General features: G+C 59.9%; 18 protein-coding genes. 11 read left to right on the top strand and 7 right to left on the bottom strand.

Features of this window, described 5'->3' with window-relative positions:
- Nucleotides 1-102 precede the first annotated feature (102 nt).
- From ASD07_RS26910 to ASD07_RS26895, 4 genes are all read right to left on the bottom strand, one after another.
- Nucleotides 103-522, bottom strand: a complete 420-nt coding sequence (locus ASD07_RS26910) for a gamma-butyrobetaine hydroxylase-like domain-containing protein (protein ID WP_055937909.1) — start codon at nucleotides 520-522, stop codon at nucleotides 103-105.
- The gene (locus tag ASD07_RS26905) at nucleotides 519-953 is read right to left on the bottom strand and encodes an HIT family protein (protein WP_055937906.1); all 435 of its coding nucleotides are present in this window, start codon (nucleotides 951-953) and stop codon (nucleotides 519-521) included. The genes ASD07_RS26910 and ASD07_RS26905 overlap by 4 nt, the downstream gene beginning before the upstream one ends.
- Nucleotides 950-4,957 (bottom strand): FAD/FMN-binding oxidoreductase, encoded by a 4,008-nt coding sequence (locus ASD07_RS26900; RefSeq protein WP_055937903.1) that lies wholly within the window; start codon nucleotides 4,955-4,957, stop codon nucleotides 950-952. Before ASD07_RS26900 ends, ASD07_RS26905 begins: the two co-directional genes overlap by 4 nt.
- Nucleotides 4,958-5,165: 208 nt before the next feature.
- Nucleotides 5,166-5,660: a YqaA family protein gene (locus tag ASD07_RS26895; RefSeq protein ID WP_055937899.1), complete on the bottom strand. Its 495-nt coding sequence runs from the start codon at nucleotides 5,658-5,660 to the stop codon at nucleotides 5,166-5,168.
- 138 nt (nucleotides 5,661-5,798) lie between these two features.
- On the opposite strand from ASD07_RS26895, the gene ilvA reads away from it, so the two are divergent.
- The 5 genes from ilvA to rapZ all read left to right on the top strand — a co-directional run bounded on the left by ilvA (nucleotide 5,799) and on the right by rapZ (nucleotide 10,627).
- Nucleotides 5,799-7,331 carry a threonine ammonia-lyase, biosynthetic gene (gene ilvA, locus ASD07_RS26890; protein WP_055937896.1) on the top strand — a complete coding sequence of 511 codons (1,533 nt, stop codon included), beginning with the start codon at nucleotides 5,799-5,801 and terminating at the stop codon, nucleotides 7,329-7,331.
- A 55-nt stretch (nucleotides 7,332-7,386) separates the two neighbouring features.
- Nucleotides 7,387-8,220: an NADPH-dependent 7-cyano-7-deazaguanine reductase QueF gene (queF, locus tag ASD07_RS26885; protein ID WP_055937894.1), complete on the top strand. Its 834-nt coding sequence runs from the start codon at nucleotides 7,387-7,389 to the stop codon at nucleotides 8,218-8,220.
- Between the two features lie 95 nt (nucleotides 8,221-8,315).
- Nucleotides 8,316-8,798 carry a PTS sugar transporter subunit IIA gene (locus tag ASD07_RS26880; protein ID WP_055937891.1) on the top strand — a complete coding sequence of 161 codons (483 nt, stop codon included), beginning with the start codon at nucleotides 8,316-8,318 and terminating at the stop codon, nucleotides 8,796-8,798.
- A gap of 3 nt (nucleotides 8,799-8,801) precedes the next feature.
- Nucleotides 8,802-9,737 (top strand): HPr(Ser) kinase/phosphatase, encoded by a 936-nt coding sequence (gene hprK / locus ASD07_RS26875; RefSeq protein WP_028101576.1) that lies wholly within the window; start codon nucleotides 8,802-8,804, stop codon nucleotides 9,735-9,737.
- A 26-nt stretch (nucleotides 9,738-9,763) separates the two neighbouring features.
- The gene (gene rapZ / locus ASD07_RS26870) at nucleotides 9,764-10,627 is read left to right on the top strand and encodes an RNase adapter RapZ (RefSeq protein ID WP_055937887.1); all 864 of its coding nucleotides are present in this window, start codon (nucleotides 9,764-9,766) and stop codon (nucleotides 10,625-10,627) included.
- Between the two features lie 6 nt (nucleotides 10,628-10,633).
- On the opposite strand, the gene ASD07_RS26865 is transcribed toward rapZ, so the two are convergent.
- Complete coding sequence (locus tag ASD07_RS26865; protein ID WP_373922105.1) at nucleotides 10,634-11,077, bottom strand: arsinothricin resistance N-acetyltransferase ArsN1 family B; 444 nt, start codon at nucleotides 11,075-11,077, stop codon at nucleotides 10,634-10,636.
- 129 nt (nucleotides 11,078-11,206) lie between these two features.
- Nucleotides 11,207-11,581: a VOC family protein gene (locus tag ASD07_RS26860; protein ID WP_055937881.1), complete on the bottom strand. Its 375-nt coding sequence runs from the start codon at nucleotides 11,579-11,581 to the stop codon at nucleotides 11,207-11,209.
- A gap of 116 nt (nucleotides 11,582-11,697) precedes the next feature.
- Here ASD07_RS26860 and ASD07_RS26855 point away from each other — a divergent pair, with 116 nt between their 5' ends.
- From ASD07_RS26855 to ASD07_RS26830, 6 genes are all read left to right on the top strand, one after another.
- A complete protein-coding gene (locus ASD07_RS26855) occupies nucleotides 11,698-12,024 on the top strand; it encodes a hypothetical protein (RefSeq protein WP_055937878.1) in 327 nt (108 codons plus the stop codon).
- Between the two features lie 26 nt (nucleotides 12,025-12,050).
- On the top strand, nucleotides 12,051-12,350 hold the full coding sequence (locus ASD07_RS26850) for a hypothetical protein (RefSeq protein WP_156398189.1): 300 nt from the start codon (nucleotides 12,051-12,053) through the stop codon (nucleotides 12,348-12,350).
- Nucleotides 12,347-13,075, top strand: coding sequence for a hypothetical protein (locus tag ASD07_RS26845; RefSeq protein WP_055937871.1), 729 nt, complete (start codon nucleotides 12,347-12,349; stop codon nucleotides 13,073-13,075). Before ASD07_RS26850 ends, ASD07_RS26845 begins: the two co-directional genes overlap by 4 nt.
- Before the next feature lie 46 nt (nucleotides 13,076-13,121).
- On the top strand, nucleotides 13,122-13,451 hold the full coding sequence (locus tag ASD07_RS26840) for a hypothetical protein (RefSeq protein WP_055937868.1): 330 nt from the start codon (nucleotides 13,122-13,124) through the stop codon (nucleotides 13,449-13,451).
- 162 nt (nucleotides 13,452-13,613) lie between these two features.
- Entirely contained in the window at nucleotides 13,614-14,174 is a 561-nt protein-coding gene (locus tag ASD07_RS26835; RefSeq protein WP_055937864.1) for a metal-dependent hydrolase, read from the top strand.
- A gap of 83 nt (nucleotides 14,175-14,257) precedes the next feature.
- Entirely contained in the window at nucleotides 14,258-14,968 is a 711-nt protein-coding gene (locus ASD07_RS26830; protein WP_055937861.1) for a hypothetical protein, read from the top strand.
- Nucleotides 14,969-15,066: 98 nt separating this feature from the next.
- On the opposite strand, the gene ASD07_RS31195 is transcribed toward ASD07_RS26830, so the two are convergent.
- Nucleotides 15,067-15,309, bottom strand: coding sequence for a hypothetical protein (locus ASD07_RS31195; RefSeq protein ID WP_156398188.1), 243 nt, complete (start codon nucleotides 15,307-15,309; stop codon nucleotides 15,067-15,069).
- Nucleotides 15,310-15,386: the final 77 nt, after the last annotated feature.

The following is a 15,386-nucleotide window of genomic DNA, read 5'->3' as shown; positions in this document are numbered from 1 at the left end:
CCCAGCAAGATCTACCTCGACACCGCCATCCTCTGCGCCAGGCCGATCCGGCGGCCCGCGGCGCCTGCGCGCGCGCATCACCGGATCTGGATCCGGACTGGCTCAGTGGTGGTGGCCGCAGCCGTGGGCCTTGGTGGCGGCGCCGGGCAGCACGGTGCCGGCTTCGCGGCCGGAGTCGCCAGGGAAGCCGGCGGCTTCCAGGCGTTTCAGGTAGTCCGCCCAGTGGTGCTCCATGCGGGCGCCCAGGTCGTACAGGTAATCCCAGGTGTACAGGCCCGAATTGTGGCCGTCGTCAAAGGTCGGCTTGACGGCGTAATTGCCGACCGGCTCGAGGTTGGTCATGGCGACATCGCGCTTGCCGACTTGCAGTACTTCCTGGCCCGGCCCGTGCCCCTTCACTTCCGCCGACGGCGAATACACGCGCAGCAGCTCGAACGGGATGTTGAAGCTCGCGTCATCGTCGAAAGAGATTTCCAGGTAGCGCGATTTGCTGTGGACTGTCAGGCCGGTTGGGTTCTTCATTTCAGATTCTCGATGATAGCCGCACGCAGGGCCGGCAGCAGGGCTGCACGCGCCGCAGTGGCGGCCGCGTCAGGCTCGCGCTGCCTTGCGCCCCAGGTCGGGTTCGGGAAGTGCGCGTCGTCAGTGTAGCGCGGGATGACGTGCCAATGCACGTGCGGCGTCATATTGCCGAAGCTGGCCACGTTGACCTTGTGCGGCGCCATGGTGGCGCGCTGCGCCTGCTCAACCGCCCAGACGGCCTGCATGAGGTGGTCGCGGTCCGCCGGCGGCAGGTCGGTCATTTCGCGCACGTGGTCGTGCCACACTACACGCGTGAAGCCCGGGTAGCCCGGCTCGTCGACCAGGATCACTGCCAGGCGGTCGTCATGCCAGATCACCACGTCCACAGGCGGATTGGCGAGCAGCTTGCACAGGTCGCAGTTGATCGTCATACCAGCACCCTTTCGATGCCGCCGTCATTGGCGCGCGCCACGTAATCCACCAGCCAGTTGTCGCCCAGCTTGTGCTTGGCCATTTCGACCACGATGTAGTCGGCAGTGGTACCGGAATCGTCGTTATAGCGGGTCAGGCCTTGCAGGCATGCCGGACAGCTGGTCAGGATCTTCACGTCGCCATCGAAATCCTGGCGCAGCTTGTCGGCGCCGGCCACCATCTCCTGTTCCTTGCGGAAGCGCACCTGCGTCGAAATATCCGGACGGGCGGCAGCCAGCGTGCCGGACTCGCCGCAGCAGCGATCGTTCTTTTCGATCTTCACATTGTCGACCGTGGACACCAGCGCGTTCACCGTCTTCAGCGGATCCTGCATCTTCATCGGCGAGTGGCACGGATCGTGATACATGTAGCGGGTGCCGGTCACGCCTTCCAGCTTGACGTTCTTCTCCAGCAGGTACTCGTGGATGTCCATGATGCGGCAGCCAGGGAAGATTTTTTCGAACTCGTAGCCAGCCAACTGGTCGTAGCAGGTACCGCAAGACACCACCACAGTCTTGATATCCAGGTAGTTCAGCGTATTTGCCATGCGGTGGAACAGGACACGATTGTCCGTCACCATTTTCTCCGCCTTGTCGTAATCGCCTGCACCGCGCTGTGGATAGCCGCAGCACAGGTAGCCCGGCGGCAGCACGGTCTGTACCCCCACATCCCACAGCATGGCTTGCGTGGCCAGGCCGACCTGGGAGAACAGCCGCTCCGACCCGCAGCCCGGGAAGTAGAACACGGCCTCGCTATTGGCATTGGTCTTCTTCGGATCGCGAATGATCGGGATCATCTTGTTGTCTTCGATGTCCAGCAGCGCCCGCGCCGTCTTCTTCGGCAGGTTGCCCGGCATTTTCTTGTTCACGAAGTGAATCACCTGCTCGCGCACGGCCGGTTTGCCGACCGTAGGCGGCGGTGCCTTGGCCTGCTTGCGCGCGACGGTCTTGAACACTTCATGCCCCAGGCGCTGCGCCTTGTAGCCCCAGCCCATCATCACCTCGCGCGTGGCGCGGATCGTGGACGGGTCGGTCGCATTCAGGAAGAACATGGCCGCACGCTTGCCCGGATTGAAGGAGCGCTTGTCCATCTTGCGCAGCAGGTTGCGCATATTCATCGACACATCGCCGAAGTCGATATTGACCGGGCATGGCGATTCGCACTTGTGGCATACGGTGCAGTGGTCGGCAACGTCTTCGAATTCTTCCCAGTGCCGGATCGAAATGCCGCGGCGGGTCTGCTCTTCGTACAGGAAGGCTTCGATCAGCGACGACGTCGCAAGGATCTTGTCGCGCGGCGAGTACAGCAGGTTGGCGCGCGGCACGTGGGTCGAGCACACCGGCTTGCACTTGCCGCAGCGCAGGCAGTCCTTCACGCTGTTGGCGATGTCGCCGATATCGCTTTGCTGCATGATCAGCGATTCGTGGCCCATCAGGCCGAACGAAGGCGTATAGGCATTCAGCAGGGTCGCTTCCATGCCCGGCAAGTTAAGCAGCTTGCCTTTGTTGAAGCGGCCTTCCGGGTCGACGCGTTTCTTGTATTCGCGGAATTCGCCGATCTCGTCTTCAGTCAGGAATTCCAGCTTGGTGATGCCGATGCCGTGCTCACCCGAGATCACGCCGTTCAGCGAGCGGGCCAGCTTCATGATGCGTGCCACTGCCTTGTGCGCATCCTGCAGCATTTCGTAGTGGTCCGAGTTGACCGGCAGGTTGGTGTGCACGTTGCCATCGCCGGCGTGCATGTGCAGCGCCACGAAGACGCGGCCGTGCAGTACGCGCTTGTGGATCGCCTGCGCTTCATCGAGGATCTGCTTGTAAGCGCCGCCGTTGAAGACCTGGCGCAGTTGCGCGCGGATTTCCTGCTTCCAGCTGATACGCACGGTGCGGTCTTGCGCCACGTCGAACAGGGTCGCTTGCGGCTGGTGCTGCAGGCGGTCGTCCAGCGCGCCAGCCAGGTGCTGCAGGCCCAGCGCCAGCAAGTCGGCGCGCACTTCCGCCAGCGGCTTGTCCAGGTTGGCCAGGGTGAAAGTCCAGCGTGCATGCACCTGGTCCAGCAGCGCCAGCGCCTGGGATTGGCGGTCGCCCAGCATTTCGTCGTAGCCGACCTTGTCGTCGGTGGCGTCGTCGCTCTTGCCGATCGGGAGCTTGTCGGCGGCCAGGAATGCGCGCAGTTCCTGGGCCAGCTGCAGCTTGTTCTTGAGAGACAGCTCGATGTTGATGCGCTCGATGCCGTCGGTGTACTCGCCCATGCGGTTCAGCGGGATCACCACGTCTTCATTGATCTTGAAGGCGTTGGTGTGCTTCGCGATTGCCGCGGTACGGGCGCGGTCCAGCCAGAATTTCTTGCGCGCTTCCGGGCTCACGGCCACGAAGCCTTCACCGACGCGCGTATTCGCCAGGCGCACCACTTCGGATGCGGCCAGCGCCACGGCGCTTTCATCGTCACCGACGATGTCGCCGAACAGCGCCATCTTAGGCAGCACGCCGCGCTTGGATTTGGTGGCGTAGCCGACGGCGCGCAGGTAGCGCTCGTCGAGGTGCTCCAGGCCAGCCAGGCGGATGGTCGTGAATTGCTCGCCCTGTGCCGGCAGGCCATCCAGGTAGTCTTTGATCTCAACGATCGACGGGATCGCATCGCGCGCCTGACCGAAGAACTCCAGGCAGACGGTGCGCGTGAACTTCGGCATCTTGTGCAGGATCCAGCGCGCGGACGTGATCAGGCCATCGGTGCCCTCTTTCTGCACGCCGGGCAGACCGGCCAGGAATTTGTCGGTGACGTCCTTGCCCAGGCCTTCCTTGCGGAACTTGCGGCCTTCGATTTCCAGGATCTCGGTCTTGAACGGCTCGCCTTTCGATTCGCCGCGTCCGTTCGGATGCGTCCACTCCAGTTTGAAGCGCGCCAGCGGCGTGTCGTGGATCTTGGACAAGTTGTGGTCCAGGCGCGTGACTTCCAGCCAGTCGCCGTTCGGGTCGACCATGCGCCACGAGGCCAGGTTGTCCAGCGCGGTGCCCCACAGCACAGCCTTCTTGCCGCCCGCGTTCATGGCGATATTGCCGCCGATGCAGGAGGCGTGGGCCGAAGTCGGGTCGACCGCAAACACGAAGCCAGCTTTTTCCGCCGCTTCGCTGACCTTGTTGGTAATGACGCCTGCTTCCGAGTGCACGGTCGCGTATTCGCGGTCCAGGCCTGGCAGCACCTTCATTTCAACGGCGCCCAGCTTGAGCAGCTTTTCGGTGTTGATGACAGCCGACAATGGCGTCAGCGGAATCGCGCCGCCGGTGTAGCCGGTGCCGCCGCCGCGCGGGATAATGGTCAGGCCAAGTTCGATACAGCCTTTCACCAGGCCTGCCATTTCATCTTCGCTGTCCGGCGTCAGCACCACGAACGGGTACTCGACGCGCCAGTCGGTGGCGTCGGTCACGTGGGTGATACGCTTCATGCCGTCGAAGCAGATATTGTGCTTCTCGGTGTATTTGCCCAGCACCTTCTGCGTGCGCTTGCGCAGGTCGTACATCTGGCGGAATTCTTCGCCGAAGTCGGCCACTGCCTTGCTTGCGGCGCGCAGCAGCTTCTCCACATTGCCGCTGCGCTTTTCCGAATCGGTATCGGCTGCAGCGTCGACAGTGTTGCGGCGCTTGTCAACTTCCGCCAGACGGTGATGCAGTGCATCGATCAGGGATTGGCGGCGCTTCGGATTGTCCAGCAGGTCATCCTGCAGGTAGGGGTTGCGGCGCACGACCCAGATATCGCCCAGCACTTCGTACAGCATGCGCGCGGATCGGCCGGTCTGGCGCGAGGCCCTCAGTTCGTCCAACAACGCCCAGGACTCTTCGCCCAGCAGGCGGATCACGATTTCGCGATCAGAGAAGGAAGTGTAGTTGTACGGAATCTCCCGCAAGCGGGTATGGGCGTGACCATCTGGCGATTCGGCGAGCAGTGCCTGGATTTGTGCTGGTGCGTTCATATTGCGTGGACGGGGGGCTGACGCTGGGACAGAACATTCTATCTTATTGCGGCGCACAAGATGGAAACAGCCTTAGAGGCCAACGGGGTTCCGTTAACGTCAATTCAAAGAACTAAATTTCGCTAAAGGCAAATAATTCAACATTTAGTTTGTAAGTTTCCACGTCAAACTACCCGAAATTCTGCAACCCCGCTGCCATGCGGAATGTTCACCCGCCCAGCGAGTGGGCCAACGAGCGCCAGAAGCCATCCGGCACGTACAGCAGCAGGGAGGTCATGGTCAGGTAGCGCGCCAGCTTGCCGATCGCCATATACATGACGGACGGCCAGAAAGGCAGCTTCAGCCAGCCGCCCAGCGTGCACAGCGGGTCGCCGATACCAGGCACCCAGGACAGCAGCATGGTCTTGGCCCCATGGTGCGCCAGCCAGCCGAACCAGCGGCTCGAACGTTCCTTGGTGAAGGCTTTCTTGGCGTAATAACCGATCCAGTAATCAACCATCCCGCCCAGCGTGTTGCCCACCGTGGCGACCGCAATGGCCGGCCAGAACAGTTCAGGGTTGGCTTTGCAGACGGCAAAGACCGCGGGCTCCGAGCCCAGGGGTACCAGTGTGGCTGAGACGAAACTGATGATAAACACCGACGTCAGCCCCACTTCTGGCGCCGCAATAAGGTCCAGCAGCCAGCGAATAGCGTTTTCAATCATGGGTCAATTATAATCATCCGTACCAAGCTCAAAGCACGTTAGACATCCTGCCACCCGCATACCCGCATGGCAGGCGTGCACCTCCTCCGGTTACCCGCCGTTGTCAGTCTTTGCACCACACCTTTACTTTTGCAAATCATGACTATCGACTACCTGAAGAAAATCCTGACTTCCCGCGTCTACGACGTGGCCCATGAAACTCCGCTCGAACTGGCACCGATTCTCTCGCAACGAATTGGCAACCAGATTTACTTCAAGCGAGAGGACGTGCAGGACGTCTTTAGCTTCAAGGTACGCGGCGCTTACAACAAGATGGCGAATCTGAGCGACGCGCAATTGAAGCGCGGCGTCATTTGCGCCTCTGCCGGCAACCACGCGCAGGGCGTTGCCCTGTCCGCAGCAAAACTCGGCTGCCGCGCCCTCATCGTCATGCCTGCCACCACCCCGCAGCTGAAAATCGAATCAGTGCGTCGCCGCGGCGGCGCCAGCGTGGAAGTGGTGCTGCATGGCGAGTCCTACACAGACGCCTACAACCACGCCCTGCAGCTTGAAAAAGAGCAGAAGCTGACCTTCGTGCATCCGTTCGACGATCCGGAAGTGATCGCCGGCCAGGGCACGATCGCCATGGAAATCCTGCGCCAGCACTCCGGCCCGATCCATGCGATCTTCGTGCCGATCGGCGGCGGCGGCCTGATTGCCGGTGTCGCAGCCTATGTGAAGCAGCTGCGCCCCGATATCAAGATCATCGGCGTGCAAACCATGGATTCGGATGCGATGGGCCGCTCCATCAAGGCTGGCGAACGCGTGACCTTGTCCGATGTCGGCCTGTTCGCCGACGGCACTGCCGTGCGCCTGGTGGGCGAAGAGACCTTCCGCCTGGCGCAGCAGTTTGTCGATGAAGTGATCGTGGTCGATACCGATGCGATCTGCGCGGCGATCAAGGACGTGTTCACCGATACGCGCTCGATCCTGGAGCCTTCCGGCGCACTGGCCGTCGCCGGCGCCAAGGCCTATGTCGAGCGGGCCGAGATGGGCAAGTATCCGGTACAGGGCGAAACCCTGGTCACCATCTGCAGCGGCGCCAACATGAACTTCGACCGCCTGCGCTTTGTGGCGGAACGCGCCGAGCTGGGTGAATCGCGCGAGGCAGTGTTCGCGGTGACCATGCCGGAACAGCGCGGCTCGTTCAAACGCTTCTGCAGCCTGGTGGGACCACGCAATGTCACCGAGTTCAACTACCGTATCAGCGACCAGGAACAGGCGCACGTGTTTGTCGGTGTGCAGATAGCCGATCGCAGCGAGTCTTCGACGATTGCGCGGCGCTTTGAAGAGAACAACTTCAAGACGCTGGACTTGACGCATGATGAATTGGCCAAGTCGCACTTGCGCCACCTGGTTGGCGGCAAGAGCGTGCTGGCGAAGGATGAATTGCTGTATCGCTTCGAGTTCCCCGAGCGTCCGGGTGCGCTGATGCGTTTCCTGGATTCGATGGCGCCGGAGTGGAATATCTCCCTGTGCCATTACCGCTCGCAGGGCGGCGATGTGGGGAGGATCCTGATCGGCTTGCAGGTGCCGGCACAGGATGCGGACAAGTTTGCGCAGTTCCTGGCTACCCTTGGGTATCGCTATTGGGATGAGTCGCAGAATCCGGTTTACAAGTTGTTCCTCTAAAACCGGTAACCGGGTTTCAGGTAAACTGGCGGACTGTCCCAAAACGAAGTCCGCCATGTCCAACCACCCAGAGCAATCCCCCCTCGGCAAAACCTCCGCCTACCGCACCGACTACGCGCCGGAACTGCTGTTCCCGATCCCGCGCCAGGCCAAGCGTGACGAATTGGGACTGAAAGGCACCCTGCCCTTCTTCGGCGTGGATATCTGGAACGGGTACGAGCTGTCCTGGCTCAACATGCGCGGCAAGCCGCAAGTCGCCGTGGCGCGCTTCACCATCCCGGCCGACTCGCCAAACTTGATCGAATCGAAATCTTTCAAGCTTTACCTCAATTCCTTCAACCAGACCAGGCTGGCCGGCCCCGACGCACTGAAAATCCTGCTGCAGCAAGACCTGTCCGCAGCCGCCGGCGCCAGCGTACACGTCACCCTGACCATGCAGGAAGACTTCGAAAAGCTGGGAATGGGCGAACTGGAAGGCCAGTTGCTGGACCGCCTGGATATCGATGTCGACAACTATTCCCCGCAGCCGGAAACCCTGAAAGCCAACTTCGACGAATTGCCAGTAGAGGAAACCCTCGTCTCGCATTTGCTGAAGTCGAATTGCCTGGTGACCGGCCAGCCCGACTGGGGCAGCGTGCAGATCAGCTACTACGGCCCGCAGATCGACCAGGAAAGCTTGCTCAAATACCTGATCGGTTTCCGCGAACACAATGAATTCCACGAGCAATGCGTCGAGCGTATCTTTACGGACATCCTGCGCCAGTGCAAGCCTCAACATTTAACGGTGTACGCGCGCTATACCCGCCGGGGCGGCCTTGATATCAACCCATGGCGCACCAACTTTAGTAGTGCACAGCGGCCGGCCAATTTGCGCAACGCCCGCCAGTAAGTGCATTTTCCACGCGGAAACATTGCGTGAATTTCGAGTTACACGGCTGAGAAACAAGCCTATAATGCGCTCGCAAAGCACCTAAATGTCGCGTCATGAATAACCTGAGCAAAATCCTTTCGCTAGAGAACGTCCAGCTCGACCTGGAAGTCTCCAGCAAAAAGCGCGCTTTCGAGCAAGCCGGCCTGATCTTTGAGAACAATTGCGGCATCGCTCGCTCTACCGTATCGGACAACCTGTTCGCGCGTGAACGGCTGGGTTCCACCGGCCTGGGTCACGGCGTGGCTGTACCGCACGGGCGTATCAAGGGATCCAAGAGCCTGAAGGCGCCGTTGGCCGCCTTCGTTCGCCTGGCCGAACCGATTCCTTTCGAATCGCCGGACGGCAAGCCAGTGAACCTGCTGTTCTTCCTGCTCATTCCTGATCACGTGACGCAGCAGCACCTCGAAATCCTGTCCGAGATCGCAGAAATGTTCTCGGACGACGCCTTCCGCCAGGCCCTGACGGAAGACCCGGACCCGAAATCGGTTTACAGCCGCATCGTCAACTGGCAGCCCAGCCTGCAGGCGGCGAGTTAAGCCATGCTGCAAACGCCGCTGACGATCCAGAGACTGTACGACGACAATCGCGAAACCCTGCAGCTTGGATGGTTCGCCGGCTTTCCAGGCGGCGAACGCCTGATCTCCGGCGACGTCGCTTCGGCGGCCGACCAGGTTGGCCACTTGAATACGATTCACCCTGGACGTATCCAGGTGTTCGGCCACCAGGAAATCAATTACTACCAGCGCCTCAAGTCCTTGACGCGCGCCCACGTGATCGGTGAACTGATCGCGGGCGGACCGCCGGCGCTGATCATCGCGCAGGGCCTTGAGACGCCGCCGGACATCCTGGCGATCTGCGACGAAAAGAATATCCCGCTGTTCTCCACCCCGCTGCCGGCGGCGCAGGTGATCGACTTCCTGCGCGTCTACCTGTCGAAGAAGCTGGCGCAGCGCATCATCATGCACGGCGTGTTCATGGACGTGCTGGGCGTGGGCGTGCTGATTACCGGCGACTCCGGCCTCGGCAAATCCGAGCTGGGACTTGAATTGATTTCACGCTCGCACGGCCTGGTGGCCGACGATGCGGTGGAGTTCGCACGCATCGCGCCGAACATGATCGAAGGCCGCTGCCCGCCGCTGCTGCAAAACCTGCTCGAAGTGCGCGGCCTGGGCCTGCTCGACATCAAGGCGATCTTCGGCGAGACCGCCGTGCGCCGCAAGATGCGCCTGAAGCTGATCGTGCACCTGGTGCGCCGCTCCGCGCTGGAGGAAGAAGTGGAGCGCCTGCCGTTCCAGTTCCCGACCGAAGACGTGCTGGGACTTCCGATCCGCAAGGTCGTGATTCCCGTTGCTGCCGGCCGCAACATCGCTGTGCTGCTGGAAGCTGCGGTGCGCAACACCATCCTGCAACTGCGCGGCATCGACACGCTGCAGGAATTCATGGAGCGGCAACGCCAAGCCATGTCCGGCGACTGATACGGACTAATGGTACTATCAGTCGCATGCGAATCGTACTACTCACCGGCATCTCCGGCTCCGGCAAATCAGTTGCGCTGAACGTTCTTGAAGACATCGGCTACTACTGCGTCGACAACCTGCCTCCGGCACTGCTGCCAGACCTGATCAACCGCCTCGCAATTGAGGGAACGGATGCATTGGCCGTTGCGGTCGATGCGCGCAGCGCTTCCAGCCTTGCCAGCCTGCCCGGCGAATACCGCAAGCTGAAAGAAGACGGCCACGATGTAAAGGTGATCTTCCTCACCGCGAACACCCATTCGCTGGTGGCGCGCTTCTCTGAAACCCGCCGCAGCCACCCGTTGTCGCACGAACTGGCGCCCGGCCAGAATCCTGCGGCACGCCGCACCCTGATCGAATGCATCGCCGAGGAACGCGAACGCCTGTCGGCCATCCAGCAGCTTGGCCACGTGATCGATACATCGGAGATGAACGCCAACAAGCTGCGCGCCTGGGTCAAGGACCTGGTGCACAGCGAGAACGCACCACTGACGCTGTTCTTCGAATCTTTCGCTTTCAAAGTCGGTGTACCGCTCGATGCCGACTTCGTGTTCGACGTGCGCGCGATTCCGAATCCATATTACGACCTCACCCTGCGTCCATTGAACGGCCGCGATGCGCCGGTGATCGCCTTCCTCGATGCGCAGGAAAGCGCGGAAGAGATGTTCCAGGATATCAAAGGCTTCGTCGCCAAATGGCTGCCGCATTTCAGGCGCGACAACCGCTCCTACCTGACGGTAGCAGTCGGCTGCACCGGCGGCCAGCACCGCTCAGTCTATATGGCCGAACGCCTGGCACGCCACTTCGCGCCGACTGAGACGGTGGTGCTGCGCCACCGTGAGCAGACGTAATTTCAATTACTCCAGCCGCAGCTGCCAGTAGCTGACGTCGATCCAGCGGCCGAACTTGCGGCCGACTTCCTTGAACGCGCCGACGGGCTGGAAGCCCATCTTCTCGTGCAGGCCAACGCTGGCGTCATTGGGCAGCGCCACGCCTCCGATCACCAGGTGCACGCCGCTCTGGCGCAGCAGGTCGAATAAATGCTGGTACAGCTTGCGCGCGAAACCTTTGCCGCGCACTTCCTGGTGCAGGTAGATCGAGCTCTCGACCGAAAGGCGATAAGCAGAACGTTCTTTCCATTTGCTGGCGTAGGCGTAGCCGAGGATCTTCCCGTCCTGCTCCAGCACCAGCCAGGGCAGCTTGGATGAAATGACTTTCGTGATGCGGTTGGCCATGTCGTCGATGCCTACTTCGGCCTCTTCGAACGTGATGGTGGTGGTCGAAACGTAGTGGTTGTAGATTGCAGCGATGGCAGCGGCATCGGCCGGGTGGGGCTGAGCGGATGGTGGTCATTAGCGCTTGGATAAAGTGGATGACCCAAGCGGTACTGCAAGATACGGGCCAGCCGTTGGCCGGCCCCGTGCACCAAATTAATCCAGCCAGTGCACCACTTCGATCGTATGCTGGTCCGGATCAGTGATCATCGTCCCAAAATAGCGCTCATTGACATCGGGGCGCAGGCCGGGCGTGCGCAAGGATGCACCACCCTGCGCCATGGCATTGGCGTGGAAGGCGTGGGTCGCGAGCTGCGATGGCGACTTGATGGCAATGTGGCCGCGCTGGCCAATCAGCGGCGCATCGCCTTGCGCTGGATAGATGGCGAAGGCCCAGTGGCCGTCCGCGCCGAAGATGGCCTGCTTGTCATCCTGGTGCTGCACGCTGTAGCCAAGCGGCTCCAGGCAGGCTGTATAAAATTCCACCGCACGCGGCAGGTCGCGGGTGGCAATGGATACGTGGTCAATCATGATGCTCTCCTTTCAAACAACGAGCGATCATCTTAGGCAGTCCGCACGAAACGATTTCCCGATTACGCACATGCCAGTGAGAAATTTTTTCACTTGCCGACATGCTAACATTCTCCATGATGCAGAAACTTATTCCCATCCTTTGCCTTGCGCTCGCAGCCTGTTCCGAAAAATTGGCGGAAGTTGCGGTCGCACCCGAGCTCCCGCAAGGCGTCCGCCCCGACTTCATGGAGCGCATCGACAGCACGACACTGAAAGAGGCGATCGACCGCGCCAGTCAAAATGTCCAGGTTGAAGCTGGCGAGCACGCGCTGGATATTCCGTGCAATGGTGTCAGCGAGAACGAGTTCGCCAAAGTCACATTCAAGGTCGACCCGCAGGTACTGACGGTGCTTACCTTCAAGTCCTGCGGCGTAAGCTTCCAAACCATTTTCCCAGAATGAAAATACGCCGGCTATCTCTGGTTGCAATGCTGGCCCTGACTCCTGCAGTGCAGGCTGCCGGACAGCATCGCCAATACAATCTGGATTGGCCACGCGCAGGCGAAGTCCTGACCTATCAGTCCTGCGGCTGTGCCGATTCCTGCTGGACCGCGGAACTCCGGAAGGGCAAGAAACTCAAGGCTCGCCTGCGATGCGACTGCGAAAAGCTCTACTTCGCCAAAGAGCCAGGGCGAGAGGAACAGGTCGCCGACAACTGCGATGCATTCAACGCTGTCGACAAGATGGACCAGATCACGCAACGCATGAAAGAGTTGGAGGGTAAATGAACTTATTCGTCTTGCTGGCAGCAGCCGCAGTTGGCGCCGCACCCGTGGATCCGGATCCGGCCTGGCGCTGCACTGCGCAGCATTATGGTGCCTTCGTCTCCCCATCCGGCACCGCGGCCAAATGGCCCGTGCTGAAGGCCTTGCCCGGACATTTGCGGAACAAGCGGTCCATGCTGCTCAACACTTCCGGCGCCTACGCTGGAGGCAAGTCGCACGTCATGTACGTTGATACCAAAGCCGGCAAGGCCTACATCGAGCAGTCCGCCGGCACGCTGGACTCAATAGTGATCTTCGGCCCATTGGCAAAGGTCGCCTGTGCGGATCCTGCGGCAACCGACATCCTCGATCTCGCGCACTTCTTCATGGATACCTACGCGGACGATGTCGCCGCAGGCGACCGCAAGGCGCTGGCCAACAGGTACTCCCGGCGCGGCACGATTTTCATTGGCGGAGAATGGAAAGAAGAGCTTACGTTCGACAAGCTGTCCAGCGAATACGCGAAAAGCTGGAAGCCACCCGCTACGTTCCGCTGGCAAGGCCTGGCATACGAGAAGCTCGGCGACCAATCGGTCATGGTCACCGGCGGTGTAGCGCGAAGCGACCAGGCAGGTGCCGAGACTACATCCCATTCGTATGCGGTCCTGCTGGTCAAGGAAGATGGAGAACTGCGCATCCGGATGGAAAGCGGTGCGCCTCCGGCCAGGCCGCAGCTCAGCCGACGGTAACAATTTAAAGTAATCCTATAGCTGATTTTTGATCTATCATCTGCACATGGCGATCTCATTACTGCTTGCAGCAGCGCTGGGCGCTGCACCTCCCGAGCCGGAACCAATCTGGCGTTGCACGGCTGCGCATTACGCCAGCTTCGTGTCGCCATCCGGCACCCGCGAAAAATGGCCCACCGTGCCGCAGTTGCCGGAGAAGCTGCGCGACACGCGACACATGACGCTGAATTCACCTGGCATGCTGCCGGGCGGCCGCGCGCATATGATGTACGTCGACAGCGCGGCTAAAGTCGTCTACATCCTGCAGACTTCGGGCCCAGCCGATACCGAGGTCGTGTTCGGCCCCTTGCCGCCAGTCGACTGCCCTAAAGAGTGATGCAGGCGAAGTCGTCGTTTTACCCGGCGGCCCGCGAGCACCTCTTCCTAGCCCAGAAGACCGAACGCAACTTCCTTAACTGGGGAGCGCCGCAGTCCGCAAGAGCTTCATGCGATTTGCGTAAGCACCATCGCGAGCCCTCCATTTAATTTCCTTAGCATCATGCCCACCATCCTTACCCACCCAGCGATTCCGCTGGCACTCGGCGTCGTACTTGGCCCAACCCGCATTTCACGTCGGCTGCTGATGGCCGGCATGGTGGCGGCAATCGTACCTGATATGGACGTCATCGCCTTCAAGCTTGGGATCGAATATGCAAACCAGCTTGGCCATCGCGGAGCCTCGCACTCAATTGTGTTTGCGCTGGCATTAGGATTGCTGGCGGCGCTTGCCGCGCCATGGCTGCAAGCGAAACGCTGGGTGACAATGGCATTCGTGTCGTTCGCCTGCGTCTCGCACCCCTTGCTCGATATGCTGACGACAGGCGGCCTTGGTGCCGCGATCTGGTGGCCATTCTCCGATCAGCGGCATTTCTTCCCGGTCCAGTTCATCCGCGTATCGCCATTAACCATGGGACGCTTCCTGGGCCCCGCCGGCTTAACCGTCATCAAATCTGAACTCCTATGGGTTTGGCTGCCGTGCCTCTCCTTGATCGTGGCCGCATTGGCGATACGCAAAAGTGCCCACTCCAAATCAAATGCCAGCTGTATCGCTTGCGATTAACTGGCAAGAAGACCGATTCATGGCACCGATTCGTGCGGCTTTTGATACGAACTACTAAAGGTAAAAGCCTCTAAGCTTGATCGATGTACGAAAAAACCCTCTCCCTCATCATCGAACTTGAGGCTTTCCTGCTGGAAGGCCGCTTGAGCAGTTCCACCCTGCTACGACTTCTTCAACGGCTTCTCTGGCTACCATTGAAGTTCTTGAAGATGGGGGTGAAGGAAAAAACCAATGGAATATTTTTGTGGGCGTATATCGCCTTTGCAGCTGCCTTCATAGGGGTCGGACTAATCGAAAGCATCGGCCTCGCAAAGACGGAAGCCGCGAACATCATGAACCTGACACTGATGTTAGCCCCAGCACTGCTGGTCTTGTTTTCGCTGCCCAGCTTCTACGCGCATAGCGGTGTGACACCGGACGCCGTTAATTTCGTGGTCGATTTTCTCGGCAAGAATGGGTTCCAGTCCGAGAAAGAAGTCGAGCTCCTTAAAAAGTCAATCAAGCCTATTGAAGAACGCTCACGCAATCGCGTCACAGCACTTAAATGGATTGTTGGTCTCATTTGGGCAAGCTTCATTTATACGTTTTCAAAGGTCCTGGAACCCTCCCAGTCCACAATGGCGGGAATAGCGTCGAGCCTTTGGACCCTTGCAATAATGGCATTGACGCTGATCGCTGCCTATCTATTGGTCTGGGGATATGAAGCGGCGCTCGACAAGCTCTTTAAAGCCGTTGAATTTGGCTGCAATGATTTTTGTTATTCGCTTGAGGTAGCCAAACGCAATCCGGCCTAGCGTCAGAGCGGCAGGTTGGTCTCGAACTTCGCTAGCCAGTGCCACAAGCCAGTGCCAGGTCTGTCATTTGGACATCAGCACCGAACCTTTGACTAATCTCAATGCAAGAAATTGGCGAAATTCGTGTCTTGATATTTCTCAAGTGAGAGCGCTAGCTGTCCAAATGACAGACCTGGTACAGACTTTGATAAATAGCGAAGCCGCGACATTCTGCTCAGTACTTCATGCGGTGAATCCGGCCAAGTGCCAATCACAAGCTCTTCAACATTGATCATGCCGGAAATCGGCGTCAGGCTGCGATACCTGCAATGCCAAATCCGCGCAGTGCGAATTGCCGACATGTCCCCTACTGCTGGAAACGTGCTCGCCCTATCCCTCATTAACTCAAGATGGTTTCCCATTTGAACTTCCATGACTT

This window comes from Duganella sp. Root336D2 (assembly GCF_001425005.1).
Lineage (GTDB): Bacteria > Pseudomonadota > Gammaproteobacteria > Burkholderiales > Burkholderiaceae_D > Rugamonas.
This window is presented reverse-complemented; position numbering and strand designations above follow the sequence as displayed.

Bases quoted from the DNA above. Each gene is read 5' to 3' on its own strand.
- queF (WP_055937894.1), top strand. From the start codon at position 7,387: ATGTCCAACCACCCAGAGCAATCCCCCCTCGGCAAAACCTCCGCCTAC.
- rapZ (WP_055937887.1), top strand. From the start codon at position 9,764: ATGCGAATCGTACTACTCACCGGCATCTCCGGCTCCGGCAAATCAGTT.
- ASD07_RS26850 (WP_156398189.1), top strand. From the start codon at position 12,051: ATGCTGGCCCTGACTCCTGCAGTGCAGGCTGCCGGACAGCATCGCCAA.
- ASD07_RS31195 (WP_156398188.1), bottom strand. From the start codon at position 15,309: ATGTCGGCAATTCGCACTGCGCGGATTTGGCATTGCAGGTATCGCAGC.
- ASD07_RS26880 (WP_055937891.1), top strand. From the start codon at position 8,316: ATGAATAACCTGAGCAAAATCCTTTCGCTAGAGAACGTCCAGCTCGAC.
- ASD07_RS26845 (WP_055937871.1), top strand. From the start codon at position 12,347: ATGAACTTATTCGTCTTGCTGGCAGCAGCCGCAGTTGGCGCCGCACCC.
- ASD07_RS26830 (WP_055937861.1), top strand. From the start codon at position 14,258: ATGTACGAAAAAACCCTCTCCCTCATCATCGAACTTGAGGCTTTCCTG.
- ASD07_RS26895 (WP_055937899.1), bottom strand. From the start codon at position 5,660: ATGATTGAAAACGCTATTCGCTGGCTGCTGGACCTTATTGCGGCGCCA.
- ilvA (WP_055937896.1), top strand. From the start codon at position 5,799: ATGACTATCGACTACCTGAAGAAAATCCTGACTTCCCGCGTCTACGAC.
- ASD07_RS26905 (WP_055937906.1), bottom strand. From the start codon at position 953: ATGACGATCAACTGCGACCTGTGCAAGCTGCTCGCCAATCCGCCTGTG.
- ASD07_RS26910 (WP_055937909.1), bottom strand. From the start codon at position 522: ATGAAGAACCCAACCGGCCTGACAGTCCACAGCAAATCGCGCTACCTG.
- hprK (WP_028101576.1), top strand. From the start codon at position 8,802: ATGCTGCAAACGCCGCTGACGATCCAGAGACTGTACGACGACAATCGC.
- ASD07_RS26900 (WP_055937903.1), bottom strand. From the start codon at position 4,957: ATGAACGCACCAGCACAAATCCAGGCACTGCTCGCCGAATCGCCAGAT.
- ASD07_RS26840 (WP_055937868.1), top strand. From the start codon at position 13,122: ATGGCGATCTCATTACTGCTTGCAGCAGCGCTGGGCGCTGCACCTCCC.
- ASD07_RS26860 (WP_055937881.1), bottom strand. From the start codon at position 11,581: ATGATTGACCACGTATCCATTGCCACCCGCGACCTGCCGCGTGCGGTG.
- ASD07_RS26855 (WP_055937878.1), top strand. From the start codon at position 11,698: ATGATGCAGAAACTTATTCCCATCCTTTGCCTTGCGCTCGCAGCCTGT.
- ASD07_RS26835 (WP_055937864.1), top strand. From the start codon at position 13,614: ATGCCCACCATCCTTACCCACCCAGCGATTCCGCTGGCACTCGGCGTC.